The sequence below is a fragment of the Roseateles sp. FW305-36 genome, from assembly GCF_058787015.1.
On the sequence record NZ_JBYSZK010000002.1, the window covers coordinates 371,634 to 389,186 of the forward strand.

General features: G+C 69.2%; 13 protein-coding genes. 2 read left to right on the plus strand and 11 right to left on the minus strand.

Annotated features, from left to right (window positions below; translation table 11 throughout):
* Positions 1-33: 33 nt before the first annotated feature.
* The 8 genes from AC3WOE_RS06150 to AC3WOE_RS06185 all read right to left on the minus strand — a co-directional run bounded on the left by AC3WOE_RS06150 (position 34) and on the right by AC3WOE_RS06185 (position 9,546).
* Complete coding sequence (locus AC3WOE_RS06150) at positions 34-876, minus strand: alpha/beta fold hydrolase (RefSeq protein WP_492689052.1); 843 nt, start codon at positions 874-876, stop codon at positions 34-36.
* Entirely contained in the window at positions 873-1,961 is a 1,089-nt protein-coding gene (locus AC3WOE_RS06155; RefSeq protein ID WP_492689053.1) for a branched-chain amino acid ABC transporter permease, read from the minus strand. Before AC3WOE_RS06155 ends, AC3WOE_RS06150 begins: the two co-directional genes overlap by 4 nt.
* Positions 1,961-2,938 (minus strand): branched-chain amino acid ABC transporter permease, encoded by a 978-nt coding sequence (locus AC3WOE_RS06160; protein ID WP_492689054.1) that lies wholly within the window; start codon positions 2,936-2,938, stop codon positions 1,961-1,963. Before AC3WOE_RS06160 ends, AC3WOE_RS06155 begins: the two co-directional genes overlap by 1 nt.
* Complete coding sequence (locus AC3WOE_RS06165) at positions 2,935-3,666, minus strand: ABC transporter ATP-binding protein (RefSeq protein WP_492689055.1); 732 nt, start codon at positions 3,664-3,666, stop codon at positions 2,935-2,937. Before AC3WOE_RS06165 ends, AC3WOE_RS06160 begins: the two co-directional genes overlap by 4 nt.
* Positions 3,663-4,406: an ABC transporter ATP-binding protein gene (locus AC3WOE_RS06170; protein WP_492689056.1), complete on the minus strand. Its 744-nt coding sequence runs from the start codon at positions 4,404-4,406 to the stop codon at positions 3,663-3,665. The genes AC3WOE_RS06165 and AC3WOE_RS06170 overlap by 4 nt, the downstream gene beginning before the upstream one ends.
* Before the next feature lie 13 nt (positions 4,407-4,419).
* A complete protein-coding gene (locus AC3WOE_RS06175; protein WP_492689057.1) occupies positions 4,420-5,625 on the minus strand; it encodes a substrate-binding domain-containing protein in 1,206 nt (401 codons plus the stop codon).
* A gap of 160 nt (positions 5,626-5,785) precedes the next feature.
* Positions 5,786-7,291 (minus strand): sigma-54 interaction domain-containing protein, encoded by a 1,506-nt coding sequence (locus AC3WOE_RS06180; RefSeq protein ID WP_492689058.1) that lies wholly within the window; start codon positions 7,289-7,291, stop codon positions 5,786-5,788.
* A gap of 65 nt (positions 7,292-7,356) precedes the next feature.
* Positions 7,357-9,546, minus strand: coding sequence for a TonB-dependent receptor (locus AC3WOE_RS06185; protein WP_492689059.1), 2,190 nt, complete (start codon positions 9,544-9,546; stop codon positions 7,357-7,359).
* Positions 9,547-9,809: 263 nt separating this feature from the next.
* Between AC3WOE_RS06185 and AC3WOE_RS06190 the strand changes: the two genes are divergently transcribed.
* Complete coding sequence (locus AC3WOE_RS06190) at positions 9,810-10,751, plus strand: MBL fold metallo-hydrolase (protein WP_492689060.1); 942 nt, start codon at positions 9,810-9,812, stop codon at positions 10,749-10,751.
* A gap of 18 nt (positions 10,752-10,769) precedes the next feature.
* On the opposite strand, the gene AC3WOE_RS06195 is transcribed toward AC3WOE_RS06190, so the two are convergent.
* Positions 10,770-11,927, minus strand: a complete 1,158-nt coding sequence (locus tag AC3WOE_RS06195; RefSeq protein WP_492689061.1) for an AI-2E family transporter — start codon at positions 11,925-11,927, stop codon at positions 10,770-10,772.
* Positions 11,928-12,053: 126 nt separating this feature from the next.
* Between AC3WOE_RS06195 and AC3WOE_RS06200 the strand changes: the two genes are divergently transcribed.
* Positions 12,054-12,929, plus strand: coding sequence for a YihY/virulence factor BrkB family protein (locus AC3WOE_RS06200; RefSeq protein WP_492689062.1), 876 nt, complete (start codon positions 12,054-12,056; stop codon positions 12,927-12,929).
* Here the strand turns inward: AC3WOE_RS06200 and AC3WOE_RS06205 are convergent.
* Entirely contained in the window at positions 12,895-13,410 is a 516-nt protein-coding gene (locus tag AC3WOE_RS06205; protein ID WP_492689063.1) for a YgjV family protein, read from the minus strand. The genes AC3WOE_RS06200 and AC3WOE_RS06205 overlap by 35 nt on opposite strands.
* Positions 13,411-13,435: 25 nt before the next feature.
* The gene (locus tag AC3WOE_RS06210) at positions 13,436-17,512 is read right to left on the minus strand and encodes a hypothetical protein (protein ID WP_492689064.1); all 4,077 of its coding nucleotides are present in this window, start codon (positions 17,510-17,512) and stop codon (positions 13,436-13,438) included.
* Between the last annotated feature and the right edge of the window lie 41 nt (positions 17,513-17,553).

Below are 17,553 nucleotides of genomic sequence, written 5' to 3' on the forward strand. Positions count from 1 at the left end.
AGGCCTTCAAGCCTGACACTGGCTTACGGGCATTCACGGGGTTTGGTCGGCCGAAAGGAAGCGCTCGATGAGGCTGATCTGTTCGGGCGTGTTCAAGGCGGGCGCGTGGCCGCAACCGGGGATGAGGGCGACGGCCGCGCGCGGGCCGCGCTCGCGCATGGCCTGGGCGGTTTCGGCGGTCAGCAGCGTCGAGTCTTCGCCGCGCAGGCAGAGCACCGGCAGGTCGAGCTGGTCCCAGGCTTGCCAGAGTTCGTAGTCGTCTGGATGGTGCTCGAATTGCGCCACCAGGGCCGGGTCGTAATGCGTGGTCACGCGGCCGTCGGGCAGGCGGCGCAGCGACGTCTCGGTGAGATGGCGCCATTGCGTGTCGCTCAGCTGGCCGAAGCTGGCGTAGATCTCGCGGAAATAGGTCTCCAGCTCGCTGACCGTTGCGAAGCTCGGCGGCTGGCCGGCATAGGTCTTGATGCGGGCCAGGGCCGGCGCGGCCAGCTCGGGGCCGTTGTCGTTCAGCACCAGGCGCTTGATGCGGCCACGCAGCCGGGTCGCCGCGCCCAGCGTGCCGATGGCGCCGCCCATCGATGTGCCGACCCAGTGCACCTTGGTCAGGCCCAACTGGTCCATCAAAGCCTCGGCCTGCTCGACATAGAACTCCAGGCAGTACTCGCGCGCCGGGTCAATGGCCCATTGCGACAGGCCGCGGCCCAGGGTGTCGGGGCAAACGACATGCCAGCGATGGCTGAGGGCCGACGCGAAGTCGTCGAAGTCACGGCTGCTGCGTGCCAGGCCATGCCAGGCGACGACGGTGGGCGTGCGCGGGTCACCCCATTGCGTGACGTGGATCTCGCGACCCAGGCAGTTCAGGTAACGCGATCTCATTTGTTTTTCACTCCCCTTGCGCGCGTCCACGCCGCCAGCCGCAGCCGCCCGACGATGCCGCCGGGGAAGTGGTAGACGGCCAGCACGAAGAGCAGGCCCAGCCACAGCAGCCAGCGGTCGGGCGACACCAGCGTGTTCAGCACCGGCACGCCTTCGACCAGCGAACCGGCGCCCTTGAGCAGGGCCTGCAGATAGTTCTGGGCGACGATGAAGAGGACGCTGCCGATGACGGCGCCATAGACCGTGCCCATGCCGCCGATGACGACGATGAGGAGCAGGTCCAGCATGATCTCCATGCTCATCGCCGTCTCCGGGCCGGTGTAGCGCAGCCACAGGGCCAGCAAGGCTCCGCCACAGCAGGCCAGCAGGGCCGCGACGATGTTGGCGCCGGTGCGGTAGACGACGGTGCGGTAGCCAATCGCTTCGGCCCGGAACTCGTTCTCGCGAATGGCTTGCAGCACCCGCCCGAACGGCGAATTCACGACGCGCAGCAGCAGCGCGATCAGGGCCGCGACGGCGACGAAGAGCAGGTAATAGGTCAGCAGCCGGCCGTCCAGCATCACGCCGAGGAAAGGGTCTTCCATGAACTCGGTCGACGGCCTCAGCACCTCGGGCAGTTGGAAGTTCAGGCCGTCCTCGCCGCCGGTGAAATCGCTCAGCTGCGAGGCCAGCGTCATGAAGGCCGAGGCCACGGCCAGCGTGATCATGGCGAAGAAGATGGCCTTCACGCGCAGGCTGGCCAGGCCCATGCCCAGGGCCAGCACGGCGCTCAGCGCGAGTGCCGCGACAAAGCCTATGCCCAGCGAGGTCCAGTCCGAGCCCAGCCGTGTCGACGCGATGGCGATGCCGTAGGCGCCGATGCCGACGAACATGGTGTGGGCGAAGCTGACGATGCCGGTGTAGCCCAGCAGCAGGTCGTAGCTGGCGACGAGCAGGATGAAGACCAGAATCTTGGCCGCGACGTTCAGGGCTTGCGTGCCCGTGAAGATGAAGGGCGCGCCGAGCAGGCCGACGAAGCAGGCGATCAGCAGCGCGCCGAGGATGCGGCTGCGCGGCAGGTCGTGGGAGAGCAGCGAGCGCAGCATCACTTGGCTCCCACCGGGTAGAGGCCCTGCGGGCGCCAGAGAAGGATGGCCACCATCAGCCCGATGTTGGAGAACAGGGCCGCCTTGGGTGCGATGAAGCCGACGTAGTTGGCGACGAGACCGACCAGCAGCGCGCCCACCAGGCAGCCCACCGTCGAGCCGAGGCCGCCGATGATGATGACGATGAAGAGCAGCAGGTTGACCTGGCCGCCGATCTGCGGCGTGACGCCCTGCTGCACCAGGCCCCAGAGCACGCCGCCCAGGCCGGCCAGCCCGGCACCGGCGACGAAGACGCCGACGAAGAGGCGGCGGATGCGATAGCCCAGGGCCTCGACCATCTCGCGGTCCTGCACGCCGGCACGGATCAGCAGGCCGATCTTGGTGCGGTTCAGCCCCAGCAGCAGCGCGATGAGCACGGCGATGCCGATGGCCATGGCCAGCACGCGGAACTTCTCGACCGCGACGTCACCGACCAGGAAGATGCCGCGCAGGGTCTCGGGCAGTTCCAGAGGGATCAGCGCCGGGCCCCAGCTGGCCTTGATCAGCTCCTCGCCGATGATCATGCCGCCCATGGTGATGAGGATCTGCTTCAGGTGCTGGCCGTAGACGGGCCGCACCAGTACGCGCTCGAAGACGATACCGACGGCTGCTGCGATGGCCATGCCGGCGAGGCACGCGGCGCCGAGGGCCGCAAGATTGGCGGCGACGCTGGGGCTGGTGGCCCAGGGCGCCATGGCAGCCAGCACCGTCGTCGCCATGAAGGCGCCCAGCGCGATGAAGACGCCGTGGCCGAAGTTGAGGACATCCATCAGGCCGAAGACCAGGGTCAGGCCGGAGGCGATGACGAAGACGATGAGGCCCATGGCCAGACCGGCCAGGGTCAGGTTGAGCCAGGTGCTGAGGCTGCCGGTGAGGGGCAGGGCCAGCAGCATCAGCGCGGCGAGCAGGGCCAGGGGGCGGGGGTCGAGCTTCATCATTGGTGGGCCGCCAGAGAAAGGCCGAGCAGGCGCTGCTGCAGGTCGGAGTCCTCGATCAGCTCGCGCATGGCGCCACGGTGCACGATGCGGCCGTCGTCCATCACCGCGACCTGGTCGCCCAGCGCGGCGGCGACGCGGAAGTTCTGCTCGACGAGCAGCACCGTCGTCTGCGTGCCCTTGAGCTCGCGCAGGGCCGTGATGAGGTTCTGCACGATGGCCGGCGCCAGGCCCTTGCTGGGCTCGTCGATGACCAGCAATTCGCGCGGCTCGATCATGGCGCGGGCGATGGCCAGCATCTGCTTCTGGCCGCCCGACAGCTTGCCGGCCGGATGGGTCCAGAAGGTCTTCAGCGCGGGGAAGAGACCGAACAGCCAGTCCAGGCGCCTGGCGTCGAGATCGACGATGCGCTTGGCCGAACGTGCCGCCAGCAGCAGGTTCTCGGCCACGCTGAGCTCGCCGAAGATGCCCATGGTCTCGGGCACATAGGCGATGCCGCGCGAGGCGATGTCGGGTGTCGACAGCTTGGTGATGTCTTCGCCCTTGAAATGCACCATGCCGCTGCTGGCCGTCCACAGGCCCATCAGCGTGCGCAGCGTGCTGGTCTTGCCGGCGCCGTTGCGGCCCAGCAGCATGGTGACCTGGCCGGCCGGCACGTCGAGGTCCACGCCGTGCAGGATGTGATACGCCCCGACGTGGGTGTGGACGCCCTGGAGCTGCAACAGGTTCATGCTGCGACTCCCAGATAAGCCTCTTGCACGATGGGCGAGGCAATGACGGTGGCCGGGTCGCCATCGGCGACCAGCTTGCCCTGGTGCAGCACGATGATGCGGTCGGCCAGTTCGCGCACCACGTCCATCTTGTGTTCCACCAGCAGCAGGGTGTGCTTCTTCTCGGCCTTCAGTGCGCGGATCAGGTCGAGCACGACGGGCACTTCGTCCACGCTCATGCCGGCTGTCGGTTCGTCGAAGAGATAGACCTTGGGATCGAGGGCGATCAGCATCGCCACCTCGAGCTTGCGCTGGTCGCCATGCGGCAGGCTGGCGGCGAGGTCGTCGGCACGCGAGGCCAGGCGCACTCGCTCGAGGATGGCGCGCGCTTCGTCGATCAGCTCGCGATGCGACAGCCACACCGACAGCATGCGCAGGCCCTTGCCCTGGCGAGCCTGCACGGCCAGGCGCACGTTCTCCAGCACGGTCAGGTGGGCGAACAGCTGGGTCAGCTGGAAGGCCCGGCCCAGGCCGCGGCGCGTGCGCACCGGCGCCGGCAGTTGGGTCAGGTTCTCGCCATCCAGCCAGACCTCGCCGCTGGTCGCTGGCAGCTGACCCGAGATCAGGTTGAAGTAGGTCGTCTTGCCCGCGCCATTGGGGCCGACGATGGCCGTCAGCGTGCCGGGCTGGAAGGCGCAGGACACGCCGTCGACGGCCACATGGCCGCCGAAGCGGATCGTCAGGTTCTTGGTTTCGAGCACGGGCCGTCCGCGCTCAGCGCTTGTTGCGGATGGGCACGGCCATTTCTTCCGGCTTGATCTCGCGCACCAGCTCCGGCACGCCCCAGGGGAAGGCGGGGTCGACCTTGATGCGGAAGTGGTACATGGACTGCATGGCCTGGTGGTCCTCAGAACGGAAGGTCATCCGGCCCTTGGGCGTCTCGAAGCTCATGCCTTCCATGGTCTTGATAAGCTTGTTGGTTGCCGTGTCGCCATTGGTCTTCTTCAGGGCTTCGACGAGGGCGATGGCCGCGCTCATGCCGCCGGCGGTGAAGAAGTCGGGCGGCTGCTTGAACTGCTTGTAGTGGTTGGCCACCAGCCATTCGTTGACCGGGTTCTTCGGGATGCCGAAGTAGTAGTAGGTCGCGCCTTCCATGCCGGGGAACTGCTTGTAGGCCGTCATGGCCGGCAGGATGTTGCCGCCCGAGCCGACGGCGATGCCGTAGCGCTTCTGCAGGTCCTGGGCGGCCAGGGCCGGGAAGGGTGTCGTCGCGCCAGCCCACACGACGGCGATGACCTTGGGACCGGGCTTGTCCTTCAGCGCATCGACGAGGCGCTGGATGCCGGCGGTGAAGTCGGTCGTCTGCGTCGGCAGGTATTCCTCATGGACGATCTTGGCCTTCTTCAGCGCTTCCTTGAAGGCCTTCACGCCGTCACGGCCGAAGGCGTAGTCCTGGGCCAGCACGCCGATGTTGAGGCCGGCCACGTCGGCGGCCACGGCATTGCCGATGGCGTCCTGGCTGGAGTTGCGGCCGGTGCGGAAGATGTATTTGTTCCACTTCTCGCCGGTGATGGAGTCGGCCACGGCGGGCTCGACGAGCAGGATCTTCTTGTACTCCTCGGCCACCGGCAGCATGGCCAGGGCCACGCCGCTGGACGAGGGGCCGACGGCGATGTCGGCCTTGTCATCGCCATAGGCCGCGGCCAGCAGGCTCTTGCCGACGTCGGGCTTGCCCTGGTCGTCCTTCTCGATGACGACGAGCTTCTTGCCTGCGACGGTCATGGTGCCGCCGGTGGCGTAGTCCAGGCCCATCATGAAGCCGGTCTGCGTCTGCTTGCCGTAGGCCTCCAGCGGGCCGGTCTTGCTGTAGACGTGGGCGATGCGGATTTCATTGCCGGCAGCCAGGGCGAGGCCGGAGGTGGCCAGCGTGACGGCGGCGAGCAGAACGCGGGTGGTCAGGCGGCGCGTGATGGGGCGCATGGGGCTTGTCTCCTGAGGTCTTGTGGGTCTGCTCTGTCGGCAGACGGTGTCTTCCCTTTTTGCAAGGGCCGTGCCCGGCGGGGAAGGGGGCGCCGTGACGGTTTTCGTGCGGGTTGTCCCGAGGTTTTTGGCCGTTAGGGACGTTGAGAGTGTCCGAATTTCAGGCGTTGTCCGAAAGCTGGACTTCGAGGTCCGGCCAGCGCGCCAGTCTTTCGTACAGCGACGCCCGGGAGATCTGCAGCAGTCGTGCCGCCGCCATGCGGTTGCCGCCGGTGGCCTGCAGCGCACGGGCAATCGCGTCGCGCTCCAGCGCCTCGATCAGCTCGGGTAGAGGCGCCACGGCCTGAGCCGTCGTGATGGCAGGCGCTGCAGGCGGAGGCGCCGGCGCAGCAGCGGCGGCCGTCGCCGCCGGTGACACCGCCCCACCCTGGAAATGCGCCGCCGTCAGCTGCATGTCGTCGCTCATCAGGCTGACCTGCTCCAGCGTGTTGCGCAGCTCGCGGATATTGCCGGGCCAGGTCTGCTGCATCAGCCATTCGATGGCGTCGGGGCTGAGCAGCTTCTGCGGCATGCCGCTGCGGCGGGCGATGTCTTCGCCCAGGGCTTCGGCCAGGGCCTCGATGTCGTCCAGCCGCTCGCGCAGCGCGGGCACGCGGATGGGCAGCACATTGAGGCGGTAGTACAGGTCCGCGCGAAAGGTGCCTGCGGCGACCATGGCGGCCAGGTCGCGGCTGGTGGCGGCAATCACGCGCACATCGACGCGCAGCACCGTGTTGCTGCCCAGAGGCTCCACCTCCTGCTCCTGCAACACGCGCAGCAGCTTGCTTTGGAGTGCCAGCGGCATGTCGCCGATCTCGTCCAGGAACAAGGTGCCGCCGTCGGCCAGCTTGAACTTGCCGTCGCGGCCCTTGCGCTCCGCGCCCGTGTAGGCGCCGGGCGCGACGCCGAAGAACTCGGCCTCCAGCAGGGTCTCGGGCACGGCGGCGATGTTGACGCCCACCAGCGGCCGGTGGGCGCGCCGCGAAGCGGAGTGGATGGCATGGGCCATCAGCTCCTTGCCGGTGCCGGTTTCGCCCAGCAGCAGCACGGTGGAATCGGTCTGCGCGACGCGGCGGGCCTGGCGCTTCACCTCGAGGGCCGCGGGGCTGGCGCCGATGAAGCTGGCGATCGTGTACTTGGGCCGGCGCTGGGCGGCGAGCTGGCGGCGCGTGTCCTCCAGCTCCTGCTGCAGCCGCGCGAATTTCTGGATCAGCGGCTGCATCGTCGTCTCGGGGTGATCCAGCAGGACCAGGCCCAGGGCACCGATGACTTCGCCGTCGTCATTTCTCAAAGGCAGGCGGCTGACGAGAAAGGTGCCGGCCTTGTTGGTCAGCAGGTCGACGAGGACAGGCTTGCCGTTCTCCAGCACCTGCAGCATCTGCGTGTTGGGCACCACGTCCTCGACCGGGCGGCCGACGAACTCGCGTTCGTCGTTGAAGCCCAGGGCCGGCAGGAAGCGCTTGTAGCCCTCGCTGATCCAGACGACGCGGTGGTTGCGGTCGATGACCATCATCCCTTCCGTCGACCGCGCCAGCACGTCGAACATCGACTGCGCGGCCAGGCGCAGCAGCCCATCGACATCCTGGGGGATGCCGGCGGGCTGTGTCTGGTTTTTGGACAGAGGCATGACCGGCGCAATGTACCGCGCCGGCCCGCCTCCTTCCGCGAGGCCGAACCCGCTCAGTCGCACCGTCAGAACTTGAAGGTGCCGCCGACGGTGAAGATGCGCGGCGCGCCGTAGTAGGCGTTCAGCACGCCCAGGGCGGCGATGTTGTAGCCGTCGGTCTTGTAGGCCTTGTTGGTCAGGTTGCTGCCCTGCAGGAAGAAGCTCAGCTTGGCGTCCTTCTCCCAGATCAGGCCGGCGTTGACCAGGGTGTAGGCGTCCTGGGCCAGGGCCTCGGACAGGTCGGTCGTCGGGTAGACCTTGCTGCGGTGCGTCAGCCCCAGGCGCGAGCGCAGGGTGCCCACCGGCATCTTCATGTTGTTCTCGATGTTCAGGCCGGCCTGGAACTTGGGCGTGTTGGTGAACTTTTTCTGGTCGGCCACGTTGACGCCGCGGTCGATGTATTCGTCGTATTTGGCGTCCAGCGTGGCCAGGTTGCCGCTGATGCGCCAGGCCGTCGTCGGCATCCACAGGAACTCGACCTCGGCGCCCTGCACCGTGGCCTTGCCGGCGTTGGTGAAGTCGCCGAAGAAGCCGGGCTGGCCGTTGGCCTGGGTGTAGCTGGTGAACACCGACAGCTGCACGTTCTTGTACTTGTTGTGGAAGACGGCGGTGTTCAGCTCCAGCCGGCCGTCGTCCAGGATCATCTTGGCGCCCATTTCCAGCGAATCGAGCTTTTCGTCCGCGAAGGGCTTGCCCGACGACGGGAAGGCCACCGTGTTGGCGCGGATGTTGTAGCCGCCGCTCTTGAAGCCGCGCGAGGCCGTCGTGTAGAGCTTGATGGCCTGGCTGGCCTTGTACTCCAGCGACAGGCGCGGCGAGGTGTTGGTGACCGAGCGGCTGTTGTCGAAATTGGCCGGCACGGCGATGGGCGCGCCGCTGAACTGGTCGTTGGCGAAGGCCTGGTTCAGCACGACGGCGCGCTTGCTCTCGTCGGTGTAGCGCAGGCCGGCGCTGACGCTGAACTGCGGCGTCAGGCGCCAGCTCCAGTCACCGAAGATGGCCTTGCCCTTGGTGTAGACCAGACCGTTGGTGGTGCCGAAGCTGAGGTTGAAGAAGTTGTTGCGCACCGTGCCGCCGGCGCGACCGTCGAAGTAGTAGGCACCGATGACACCCGAGTGGTTCTGGCCCTCGTAGATGGCCTGCAGCTCGTGGCTTTGCGAGCTGTCGTGGTACTCGGCGCGCACGTCGGCGATCTTGTTGGGCAGGCCGTCGAAGTCGATGGAGGTGTTGGTGTCGGAAGCGCGGTGGGCCAGGATGTACTTCAGGCTCCAGTCGTCGCTGAGGCCCCAGTTCAGCGTCAGCGATTCGCCCTCGCTGCTGGTGCGGTTGGCATTGGGCATGCCGCTGGCGATGTCGTAGCGGCCGGTGGTGGCCGGCGTCTTGGCGGGGTCGAAGGCATTGACGTTCAGGCGCTGGAAGCCGCGCATGTGGGAGTCGTCGCGGGTGCGGTCGACCGACAGCTGGGCGTTGAAGGTCGAGCCGGTCGGGAACCAGCCCATGGAGACGCGGCCGCTGGTCGTCGCCTGGTCGCTGACCGGGCTGCCGTCGGTCAGGTCCTTGCCGTAGCCGTCGCGGTTCAGGCTGGCGCCGGCGAGGCGGAAGCGGAACTGGCCGTCGTTGACGGCGGTGCCCACGCCACCCTTGGCCGTCACCTGGCCGTAGTTGCCGACGGCCAGCGTCACCGAGCCTTCGGTCGCTTGAGGCAGTGGCTTGGACACGTACTTGACCGCGCCGCCGATGGTGTTCTTGCCGTAGAGCGTGCCCTGGGGGCCGCGCAGCACTTCCACGCGTTGCACGTCATACACGTCCAGCAGCGCGCCCTGCGGGCGGGCGATGTAGACATCGTCGAAATAGATGCCCACGCCCGGGTCCACGCCCCACAGCGGGTCGGCCTGGCCGACGCCGCGGATGAAGGTCGTGATGGTGGTGTTGCTGCCGCGGGCGGCGTAGATGGTCAGGTTGGGCACCTGGCCCTGCAGGTCGCCGAGGTCCTTGATGGCCAGCTTGTCCAGCTGCTCGGCCGTCAGCGCCGTGACGGCGACGGGCACATCCTGCAGCGACTCCTCGCGCTTGCGCGCCGTGACCTTGACGACGTCCAGCGTCGTCACCGTGGGTTCGGCGGCCGGCGCGGTCTGCGCGGCGGCGGGCAGGGCAGCGCCGAGGGCGGCGAGGATGGCGAAATGCAGCGGCGTAGGCGCCGGCAGGCGTCGGGGCATGGCTTGTCTCCTGGTTGTCGTCGTAATGGATGCCAGGTCCCCAAACCGCAAAAGCCATGCCCGCGCCAACTCGGGGCAAGTCACTGGCAAACCCTTGCGAGCTAACCCGCGGTTTTCGCGTCCGAAGCGTCGGCACTGTCCGGATTCCAGTCATTCGCCGCCGCCGAAGCTGTCCGGCAGTCAGACAACACCCCTGGGGGCTGCAAGGTCGCCAGGGCGCCGCTATCCTGCGCCGCTCCCCTTCATCCCCCCGGAGACGAACAATGCTCAAGCGCCTGCTTCCCGCCGCCCTCGCCCTTGGTTTCAGCGCCACCACGGCCCTCGCCGCCGGCCCGCAGCTCAAGGGCCAGGCGCCGGGCTGGTACCGCATGCAGCTCGGTGACTTCGAGGTCACCGCCCTGTCCGACGGCACCCTGGACCTGCCCGTGGACAAGCTGCTGCAGCAGCCCGCACCGAACACCCTCAAGGCCCTGCAGCACGCCTATCTCGGCGTGCCGCTGGAGACCTCGGTCAATGCCTATCTGATCAACACCGGCAGCAAGATCGTCCTGGTCGACACAGGCGCCTCGGGCCTGTTCGGCCCGACGTTGGGGCGCGTGCTGGCCAACCTCAAGGCCGCGGGCTACACGCCCGACCAGGTCGACGAGATCGTCATCACCCACATGCACGGCGACCACATCGGCGGCACCGGCGCCGACGGCAAGGCCAACTTCCCCAACGCGACGCTGCGCCTGGACAAGCGCGACGCCGACTTCTGGCTGACGCCCGAGCAGATCGCCAAGGGCGGTGACGGCGCCAAGGCCATCGCCGCCAACGTGAAGGCCTATGCCGACGCGGGCCGCTTCAAGCCCTTCGAGGGCAGCGCCGCTGGCGTCGAGATCGTGCCCGGTGTGAAGGCCTACCCGGCCTATGGCCACACCCCCGGCCACAGCAATTACGTCGCCGAGAGCAAGGGCCAGAAGATGATGTTCTGGGGCGACCTGATGCACGTGGCGGCGGTGCAATTTCCCGAGCCGGCCGTCACGATGAGCTTCGATTCCGATCCCAAGGCTGCCGCGCCGGCGCGCGAGAAGGCCTATGCGGCCGCGGCCAAGGACGGCTATTACGTGGCCGTGACGCATGTGAGCTTCCCCGGCATCGGCAAGCTGCGCGTCGACGGCAAGGGCTATGACTGGCTGCCGGTGAACTATTCGGCGAATCGTTGACCCTGGAGGGCGAACGGCTCAGGTCCCGAGCAGTTCGCCCACCGGCTGCAGTCCGTCCACGCGGTCGCACACTGCCTTGACGCTGGCCAGGATGGGCACGCCCAGCAGCAGGCCCCACAGGCCCCACAGCCAGCCGAAGGCCAGGACGCCGATGAAGACGGCGAAGGCGTTCATGCGGCTGCTGCGGCTGCTGAGCCAGGGCATCAGCAGATTGCCCGACAGCGTGTGCACGCCCAGCGCGATGCCCGACACCAGCAGGGCCATGTCGACAGTGCCGAACTGCACGAAGCTCATCAGGCCGGCGCTGCTGGTCAGCACGGTGGCGCCGAGGTAGGGCACGAAGTCCAGCGTGAAGGCGACCACGCCCCACACGGCCGCGTGCTCCATGCCGACGGACAGGAAGGCCAGCCAGATCGTCAGGCCGACCACGGCGCTGGTGAAGACCTGCACCAGCAGATAGCGCTGGATCTGCTCGCCGATCTCGTCCAGGGTCTGCACGGTCAGCCGCCGCTTGGCGAAGGTCGGGCCGGCCAGGTGCACCAGCTTGCGCCTGAATGTGTCGCCCGACGCCAGCAGGAAAAAGGCGATGAACACCACCACCAGGGTCTCGCCGAGCAAGGCCAGCAGGCCCATCGTACCGGTCCACAGATAGTCGTGCAGGTTGAAGCGCTGCCGCTCGACGACGACGCGGGTGATGCCGCGCGCATTGGCGGGTGCCGCCGCCGGCGCGCCGGCCTCCGCTGCCTGCTCCAGCTGCGTGGCCGCCTTCTGAACCTGATCCAGCGCACTGGTCGACCCGGGTCGGCGGGAAGTCATGGCCGTGTGAACTTTTTCGGCGGCAGTGGGCAGCGATTCCAGCAGCTTGTTGGCGTCATCCGACAGGGCATAGCCCGTCCAGCCCACGCAGCCCATCAGTCCGAGCAGCAGCAGGGCCGCGGCCAGGGCGCGAGGCAGGTGCAGACGCTGAAGCTGCTCGACCACCGGCGCCAGCGCATAGCTCAGCATCACGCCCAGCAGCACCGGCACGAAGAAGGCGCCGGCCACGTGCAGGGCGAACAGCACCGCCACCAGGGCCAGCGCCGCCAGCGAGAAGCTGCGCACATCGACCGGCATGTGCAGGTGCAATGGCTCGCTGGCGGGCGGGGCCGGGTCTATGCTGGAGGGAAGCGCGCTCATGACGCCGCAGCGTACGCGCCGTTACACCGGCCGTGCGCGGCCTGGCGCGTGTCACGGCGCTGTCTGACAGGGGGGCGTTGTGCCCGCCGACAAGCCGCGCCTGTTCCGCGCGCCGAACCTGGGCGCATGCAACTTTTCACCCACAGATTTGCCCGTCAGACCGCCCGTGTGCTGCACAACCCCTGGGGCTTTGCCTGGCAGACGCTGAAGGCCTTCCGCGCCAACCAGGGCCTGCTGCTGGCCGGTGCGGTGGCCTATTACGCCCTGCTGTCCATCGTGCCGCTGATGATCCTCAGCGTCATAGCGCTGTCGCACTGGGTCGGGCAGGCCTTGCTGCTGCAGACCGTGGGCCGCTATCTGGAATGGCTGGTGCCGGGCCAGTCGGTGGCCATCGTGGCCGAGCTGGCGCGCTTCCTGGCGCATCGCGAGGTGATGGGTTGGGTGCTGCTGGGCAGCATGCTGTTCTTCAGTTCGCTGGCCTTCTCGGTGCTGGAGAGCGCGATGGCGGTGATCTTCCATCACCGCCACCGGCTGCGCCGGCGCCACTTCCTGATCTCGGCGCTGATTCCCTATGTCTACATCCTCTGCCTGGGACTGGGCCTGCTGCTGGTGACGCTGGTGGCCGGCCGTTTCCAGGCCCTGGGCCAGCGCGAGGTGGAGTTGCTGGGCCTGAGCTGGTCGCTGGACGGCGTGTCGGGCGTCATGCTCTATCTGCTCGGCTTCGCCGGCGAGGTCTTCGTGCTGGCCTCGGTCTATCTGGTCATGCCGGTGGGCCGGTTGTCGCTGCCGCTGGCCCTGGTGGGCGGGCTGGCCGCGGCCCTGCTGTGGGAGCTGTCGCGCCATCTGCTGGTCTGGTACTTCGGCACTCTGTCGCAGATCGGCACCGTCTACGGCTCGCTGACCACCGCCATCGCCGTGCTGCTGAGCCTGGAGATCGGTGCCACGCTGCTGCTGTTCGGGGCCCAGGTCATTGCGGAGTTCGAGCGCCTCGGCGAGCCTTGACCATCCTGGTGATCGTCGTCAGGTTGATCACTGCGATCACCACCTCCAGCGCCGTGCCGCCGATGGAACCCACGATGAGGTTGTTGGCGATCCACAGCAAAGTGCCGCACATCATCAGCAGCCGCATCGGAACGCCCTGCAACGTGAACAGGGCCAGGGTGCCCAGGCAGGAAGCGGTCAGCGGCAGCCAGTCGCTCGGCTTGCCGGCGATGGCCAGCCCGAAGCCGATGTTGGCCGCGACAACGCCCACCGCCACCCATTTCGAGCGCGTGTACAGCGACAGCAGCGAGCGCAGCATGGACAGCGACGAACTCGCCACCGCCGTCGGATTGCCCAGCAGCGCGAAATGGGCGATGTAGGCAATGCACTCGCCCGTCATGAAGAGCTTGAAGCGGCGGTCGTCGGTCTGCAGGAAGCAGGCGACGCCGAGCACGAAGGCGACATAGCCCAGCAGCTGGGCGAGGGAGAACCAATCCGACATCGGGCGTGATTGTCACGGCCGGACCTCAGCCCGGCGCCTGGCCATCCTCCTTGGGGGCCCGCACCACGGCCGGCCTGGCCGGCCAGGCGCCACCCGCACTGAATGCAACCCAGGCCCAGCCCACCCAGCGCAGCAGTGACGCTGCCAGCCACAGCGCCCAGGCCAGCATCAGCGCACGGTACAGCCAGACCGGCGCGCTGACGACCCAGGCCCCGGCCGTGTGCTCGGTGAAGCGGTCCGAGGTCCAGCTCAGCCATTGGGCGGTCGAGTTCGGGCCGGCGACGAGCAGGTCGGGGTAGCCGAGCAGGCCGGTGCGCAGCACGCTCAGCAGGGCGGCGATGGCGAACAGCGTCCACAGCACCAGGACCAGCTGCACCAGCATGCGCAGCCAGCGCGGTGCCGCCGGCTGGGCCAGCGCCCAGCGCCGGCGTGCCTCCAGCAGGGCGAACCAGGCGGCCAGCAGGGCCAGGGCGCCCAGGGACACGGGCGCCACGCCCAGGGCCAGGATGAGCCAGGCCGGCCGGGCCATGACGCCGGGCAGGCCGCGCGGCACCCACCACGCCAGCACGCCCACGACGACGAGCACGCCCCAGATCAGTACGGCCGGTCCCATCATCGGCCCGCCGACGGCCAGCACGATGCGGTCCTGCGGCACGCTCAGCGTCAGCGCGTCGTTGACGCCGGGCAGGCCCAGGGCCAGCCCTTCGTGGTGCCACCAGGCGCCCATGCCTTCGGGTGCGCGCCAGCGGATCTGCACCTCCTGCGCGCCCGGCGTCAGCGGCAGGGTCAGGGCGCCGTCGCGCAACTGCAGAGGCAGCGCGCTGCCCTGCAGCGTCACGCCCAGCAGCTCGGCCCCGGCCGGCAGCCTGAGGGTGTGCGGGCCGCCGAGGCTGGCGCGCAGCTTGAGGTCGAGCTGCAGGTCGGTGCTGCGCTCGCCGGGATCGATCATGGTCTTGGCGCTGTCCAGCGTCAGCGTCTGGCCGGGAATGCCGGCGGGCTTGCGCACCGTCAGCTTCAGGGTCTCGCCGGGCCAGGGCCGCCATTCGGGCTGCCATTGGCCGCCCTGCTGCAGGGCCGTGGGCGGGAGGCCGCTGGACTCCACATGCCATTGCGTGGACGCGTCCACGGTCCAGCGCTCGACCTGGTTGGGCTCCTTGCCGGCCAGCAGGGTCAGCGCCTCGCTGGGCTTGAGCGTGCTGGCGACTTCGGCCTCTTCGTCGCCGCCGAGCTGCAGGCTGGCCGTCCTCGTGTCACTCGTGCCGTCCACGGTCACGCGGGCATCGCTGACGGCCTCGCCCGGCAGCAGGGCCCAGCGCACGCGCAGCGGCGCGCGGCTGGGGGCGATGCGTTGGATGTGGGTCTGCACCTGCCAGTGCAGGCCCAGCTGCAGCAGGCGCTCCACGCGCACGAGGGGTGGCAGCGCGTCGCGCTGCGTGCCGGTGTCCTCGCGGTGGGCGCTGCCCGCGGTGGCCTCGCGGCTCAGCGTGATGGCGCCGGTGCTTTCGCCGCGCGGGTCCAGGCCGGCCAGGGCCCAGCCCTTGAGGTCGCTCTGCAGCGCACGCGGCGGCAGCGGCAGGCTGATGTCCAGGTTGCTGGCGCCGCCCACGTCGGCACTCAGCACGACCTGGTGCACGCCGGCCGGCACGGCCACGAGCAGCTTGCCTTCGTCGTCACGGCGCGTGGCGGCGGGCTGGCCATCCAGCGTGACGCTGCCAGGTTGCCAGCCGGTGCCCTGGCCGGGCAGGGGCACGGCCACCAGGGTCTGGGCGTGGATCTCGGCACGCAGCTGCACCGTCGAGCCCGAGGCGCTGACGAAGAGTCGCGCCAGTTCGGCGCAGCGCGGCAGGCAGTCGGGCGGCGCGGCGAGCTTGTCGCGCAGGGCCTTGAGCTGCTCCTCGCTGGGCCAGGCGGCTTGAGCTTCGCTCGGTTGGGGCGTCAGGCCCAGGGCCAACGACAGGGCTACAGCCACGGCGCTCGTGCCCACGCGGGATGCGCGCAAGGGCGGCGGCTTCAGGCCGGCGACGACGATCAGCGCCAGGCTCAGCAGGGCCAGGCCGCCCAGCTTCATCAGCGCCGTTGCCCAGGGCGGCAGCAGCCACAGCCGCAAGGTCTGCTCGGGCGTGACCGGGCCGCTCCAGGTGAGGGTGTGGCCGCGCCAGGTCCAGGTGGGCAGGCCGGGGCCCGTCTGCACGCGGGCATTGGGGTCGACGCGTTCCATGACCTTGGCGGACTTCGACAGGTAGCTGCCGCCTTTGGCTGGCTCGGGCGAGGCCATCTGCATTTCGGGTCGAGGGATGAAGGGCGCCGGCGAGGCCCTGTCCAGACGCACCGAGACACCACCCCGGGTGTCTTCCGCTTCTTCCTTGCTGGCGAATCCGGGCACCCAGCGGGTCTGCTCCAGGCTGGGATAGATGGACTCCCTGACCTGCTGCACCGCAAACGGCAGCATCAGCAGGGCCAGCATGGCCCCCACCGCGATGCGACCGCGCGAAAACGCCGCCTGGGCCCGCCCCGCCGGCAGCACACGGGCCAGGCCCGTCAGCGCCAGCAGGCCAAACCACAGCGAGGCCGGCGGGCTGCCCGGCGTGTGCCAGGTCAGCGCCAGCGCCACGCCGAGCAGCACGCCGACGCGCCAGCCCAGCAGCCGGTAGGCCGCCAGCGCGGCCAGCAGCACGAAGAAGAAGTCCCACAGCGTCCACAGGCCGATCCAGGCGCCACTGGCACTGCTGGGACCCTGGGCATGCAGCAGGCGCCAGCCGGGCGGCAGCTGCAGCTGGGCCTGCAGCCTGTCGACGCTGACGCTCCAGCCGCTGGCCGGCAGGGCGCCGTCCGCGGGCCAGCGGCTGTCGGCCTCGATGCCGGTGCTGCGGTCGCGCACCTCGAAGCCGGCGAGGCCTTCGGCGCCGAGACGGGTGATGGGCTGGTCCAGGGTGTTCAGCGCCGCGCGGCCGAGCTGGCCCGGGGCGGGCATGGCCAGGCGCGAGCTGGCCGACAGCTGGCCGCTGAACTTGTCGTTGGCGGTCAGGCCCTGGCCATCGAAGTCCAACCACAGCAGACGCTCCAGCGTCAGCGTGTCCGGCGCCGGCTTGGCATTGCCTCGCTGCAGCTCGGTCAGCTTCAGCGTCTCGCCGGGCTTGAGGCGAAAGGCCGGCAGGGCGCGCCAGGGCTCGGGCATCTCGACCTGGCGCGGGTCGACGCTGGTCGGGCCTTCGGGGCGGATCAGCCGCAGCGCCGGCGCGGCCTTGACGACCCAGACTTCTTCGTCGGGTGCACCCTCGGGCAGGTTGAGCGTCTGCACCGGCGCCATCAGCCGCGCGCGCAGCTCGATGCGCCAGTTGCCCGGCCGGGCCTGCACGATGAGGCGGCCGTCGTCGGCCAGGCGCGCGGGCAGTTGGCTGTCGAGCTGCATGGCGCGCAGCCCCGGCAGCAGGGCCAGCGGCAGCTCCACGGCGCGGGCGCGGCCGGCCACGCGCAGGTCGAAGGCGGTGGTCACGGTCAGCGGCAGCTCGTCGTCGATGAGGCGCACGGTCTGCACGTTGACGCTGTCGCTGGCCTCGGCCGGGCTGGCCACGGCGCGCAGCCAGATGCGGCCGTCGCCGTCGGGCGCGCGGGCCTGCGTGGCACCGTCACTGGTCACGACGATGGTCGCCAGGTTGGCCGGCACGGTCAGGTTCTGCGGCATCTCGGCCCAGGTGATGCGGCCTTCGACGACATGGGCACCCGGTGCCAGCCACACGGCCGGGTGTTCGCTGGCCTCGACGACGGCCAGCGGCTTGCCGCCCGCCTTGACGTCCTGCGGCCAGGCGCCCGCCTCGCCGGGCAGCACGACGCGGGCCGGCGCACCGTAGACCTGCACCTCCAGCTTGAAGCTGGCGTCGCGAGTGCCCGCTGCGAGCTGCAGCCGCCCGAGCCAGACGCAGACCGGCGTCTCGCCCTCCGCGGCACCGGCTGGGCAACCCAGTGGCGACTGGCCTTGGGCCGCCCAGGGCAGCCAGTCACGTGCGGCGGCGGGCAGTTCGGCGGGTGTCAGCGGCGCGGCCTGGGCGGCGAGTGCGACCATCGACACGGCTGCGGCCAGGCCGCGAATCTTCTTTGTGATCATCGGCGTCTCCCTTGCGGGGCCGATGGTCGCAGACTCAGGCG

Excerpts from the sequence above, each read along its gene's own strand:
- AC3WOE_RS06200 (WP_492689062.1), top strand. The coding sequence starts at position 12,054 with ATGCAACTTTTCACCCACAGATTTGCCCGTCAGACCGCCCGTGTGCTG.
- AC3WOE_RS06165 (WP_492689055.1), bottom strand. The coding sequence starts at position 3,666 with ATGAACCTGTTGCAGCTCCAGGGCGTCCACACCCACGTCGGGGCGTAT.
- AC3WOE_RS06155 (WP_492689053.1), bottom strand. The coding sequence starts at position 1,961 with ATGCTGCGCTCGCTGCTCTCCCACGACCTGCCGCGCAGCCGCATCCTC.
- AC3WOE_RS06190 (WP_492689060.1), top strand. The coding sequence starts at position 9,810 with ATGCTCAAGCGCCTGCTTCCCGCCGCCCTCGCCCTTGGTTTCAGCGCC.
- AC3WOE_RS06185 (WP_492689059.1), bottom strand. The coding sequence starts at position 9,546 with ATGCCCCGACGCCTGCCGGCGCCTACGCCGCTGCATTTCGCCATCCTC.
- AC3WOE_RS06150 (WP_492689052.1), bottom strand. The coding sequence starts at position 876 with ATGAGATCGCGTTACCTGAACTGCCTGGGTCGCGAGATCCACGTCACG.
- AC3WOE_RS06195 (WP_492689061.1), bottom strand. The coding sequence starts at position 11,927 with ATGAGCGCGCTTCCCTCCAGCATAGACCCGGCCCCGCCCGCCAGCGAG.
- AC3WOE_RS06210 (WP_492689064.1), bottom strand. The coding sequence starts at position 17,512 with ATGATCACAAAGAAGATTCGCGGCCTGGCCGCAGCCGTGTCGATGGTC.
- AC3WOE_RS06160 (WP_492689054.1), bottom strand. The coding sequence starts at position 2,938 with ATGATGAAGCTCGACCCCCGCCCCCTGGCCCTGCTCGCCGCGCTGATG.
- AC3WOE_RS06175 (WP_492689057.1), bottom strand. The coding sequence starts at position 5,625 with ATGCGCCCCATCACGCGCCGCCTGACCACCCGCGTTCTGCTCGCCGCC.
- AC3WOE_RS06205 (WP_492689063.1), bottom strand. The coding sequence starts at position 13,410 with ATGTCGGATTGGTTCTCCCTCGCCCAGCTGCTGGGCTATGTCGCCTTC.
- AC3WOE_RS06180 (WP_492689058.1), bottom strand. The coding sequence starts at position 7,291 with ATGCCTCTGTCCAAAAACCAGACACAGCCCGCCGGCATCCCCCAGGAT.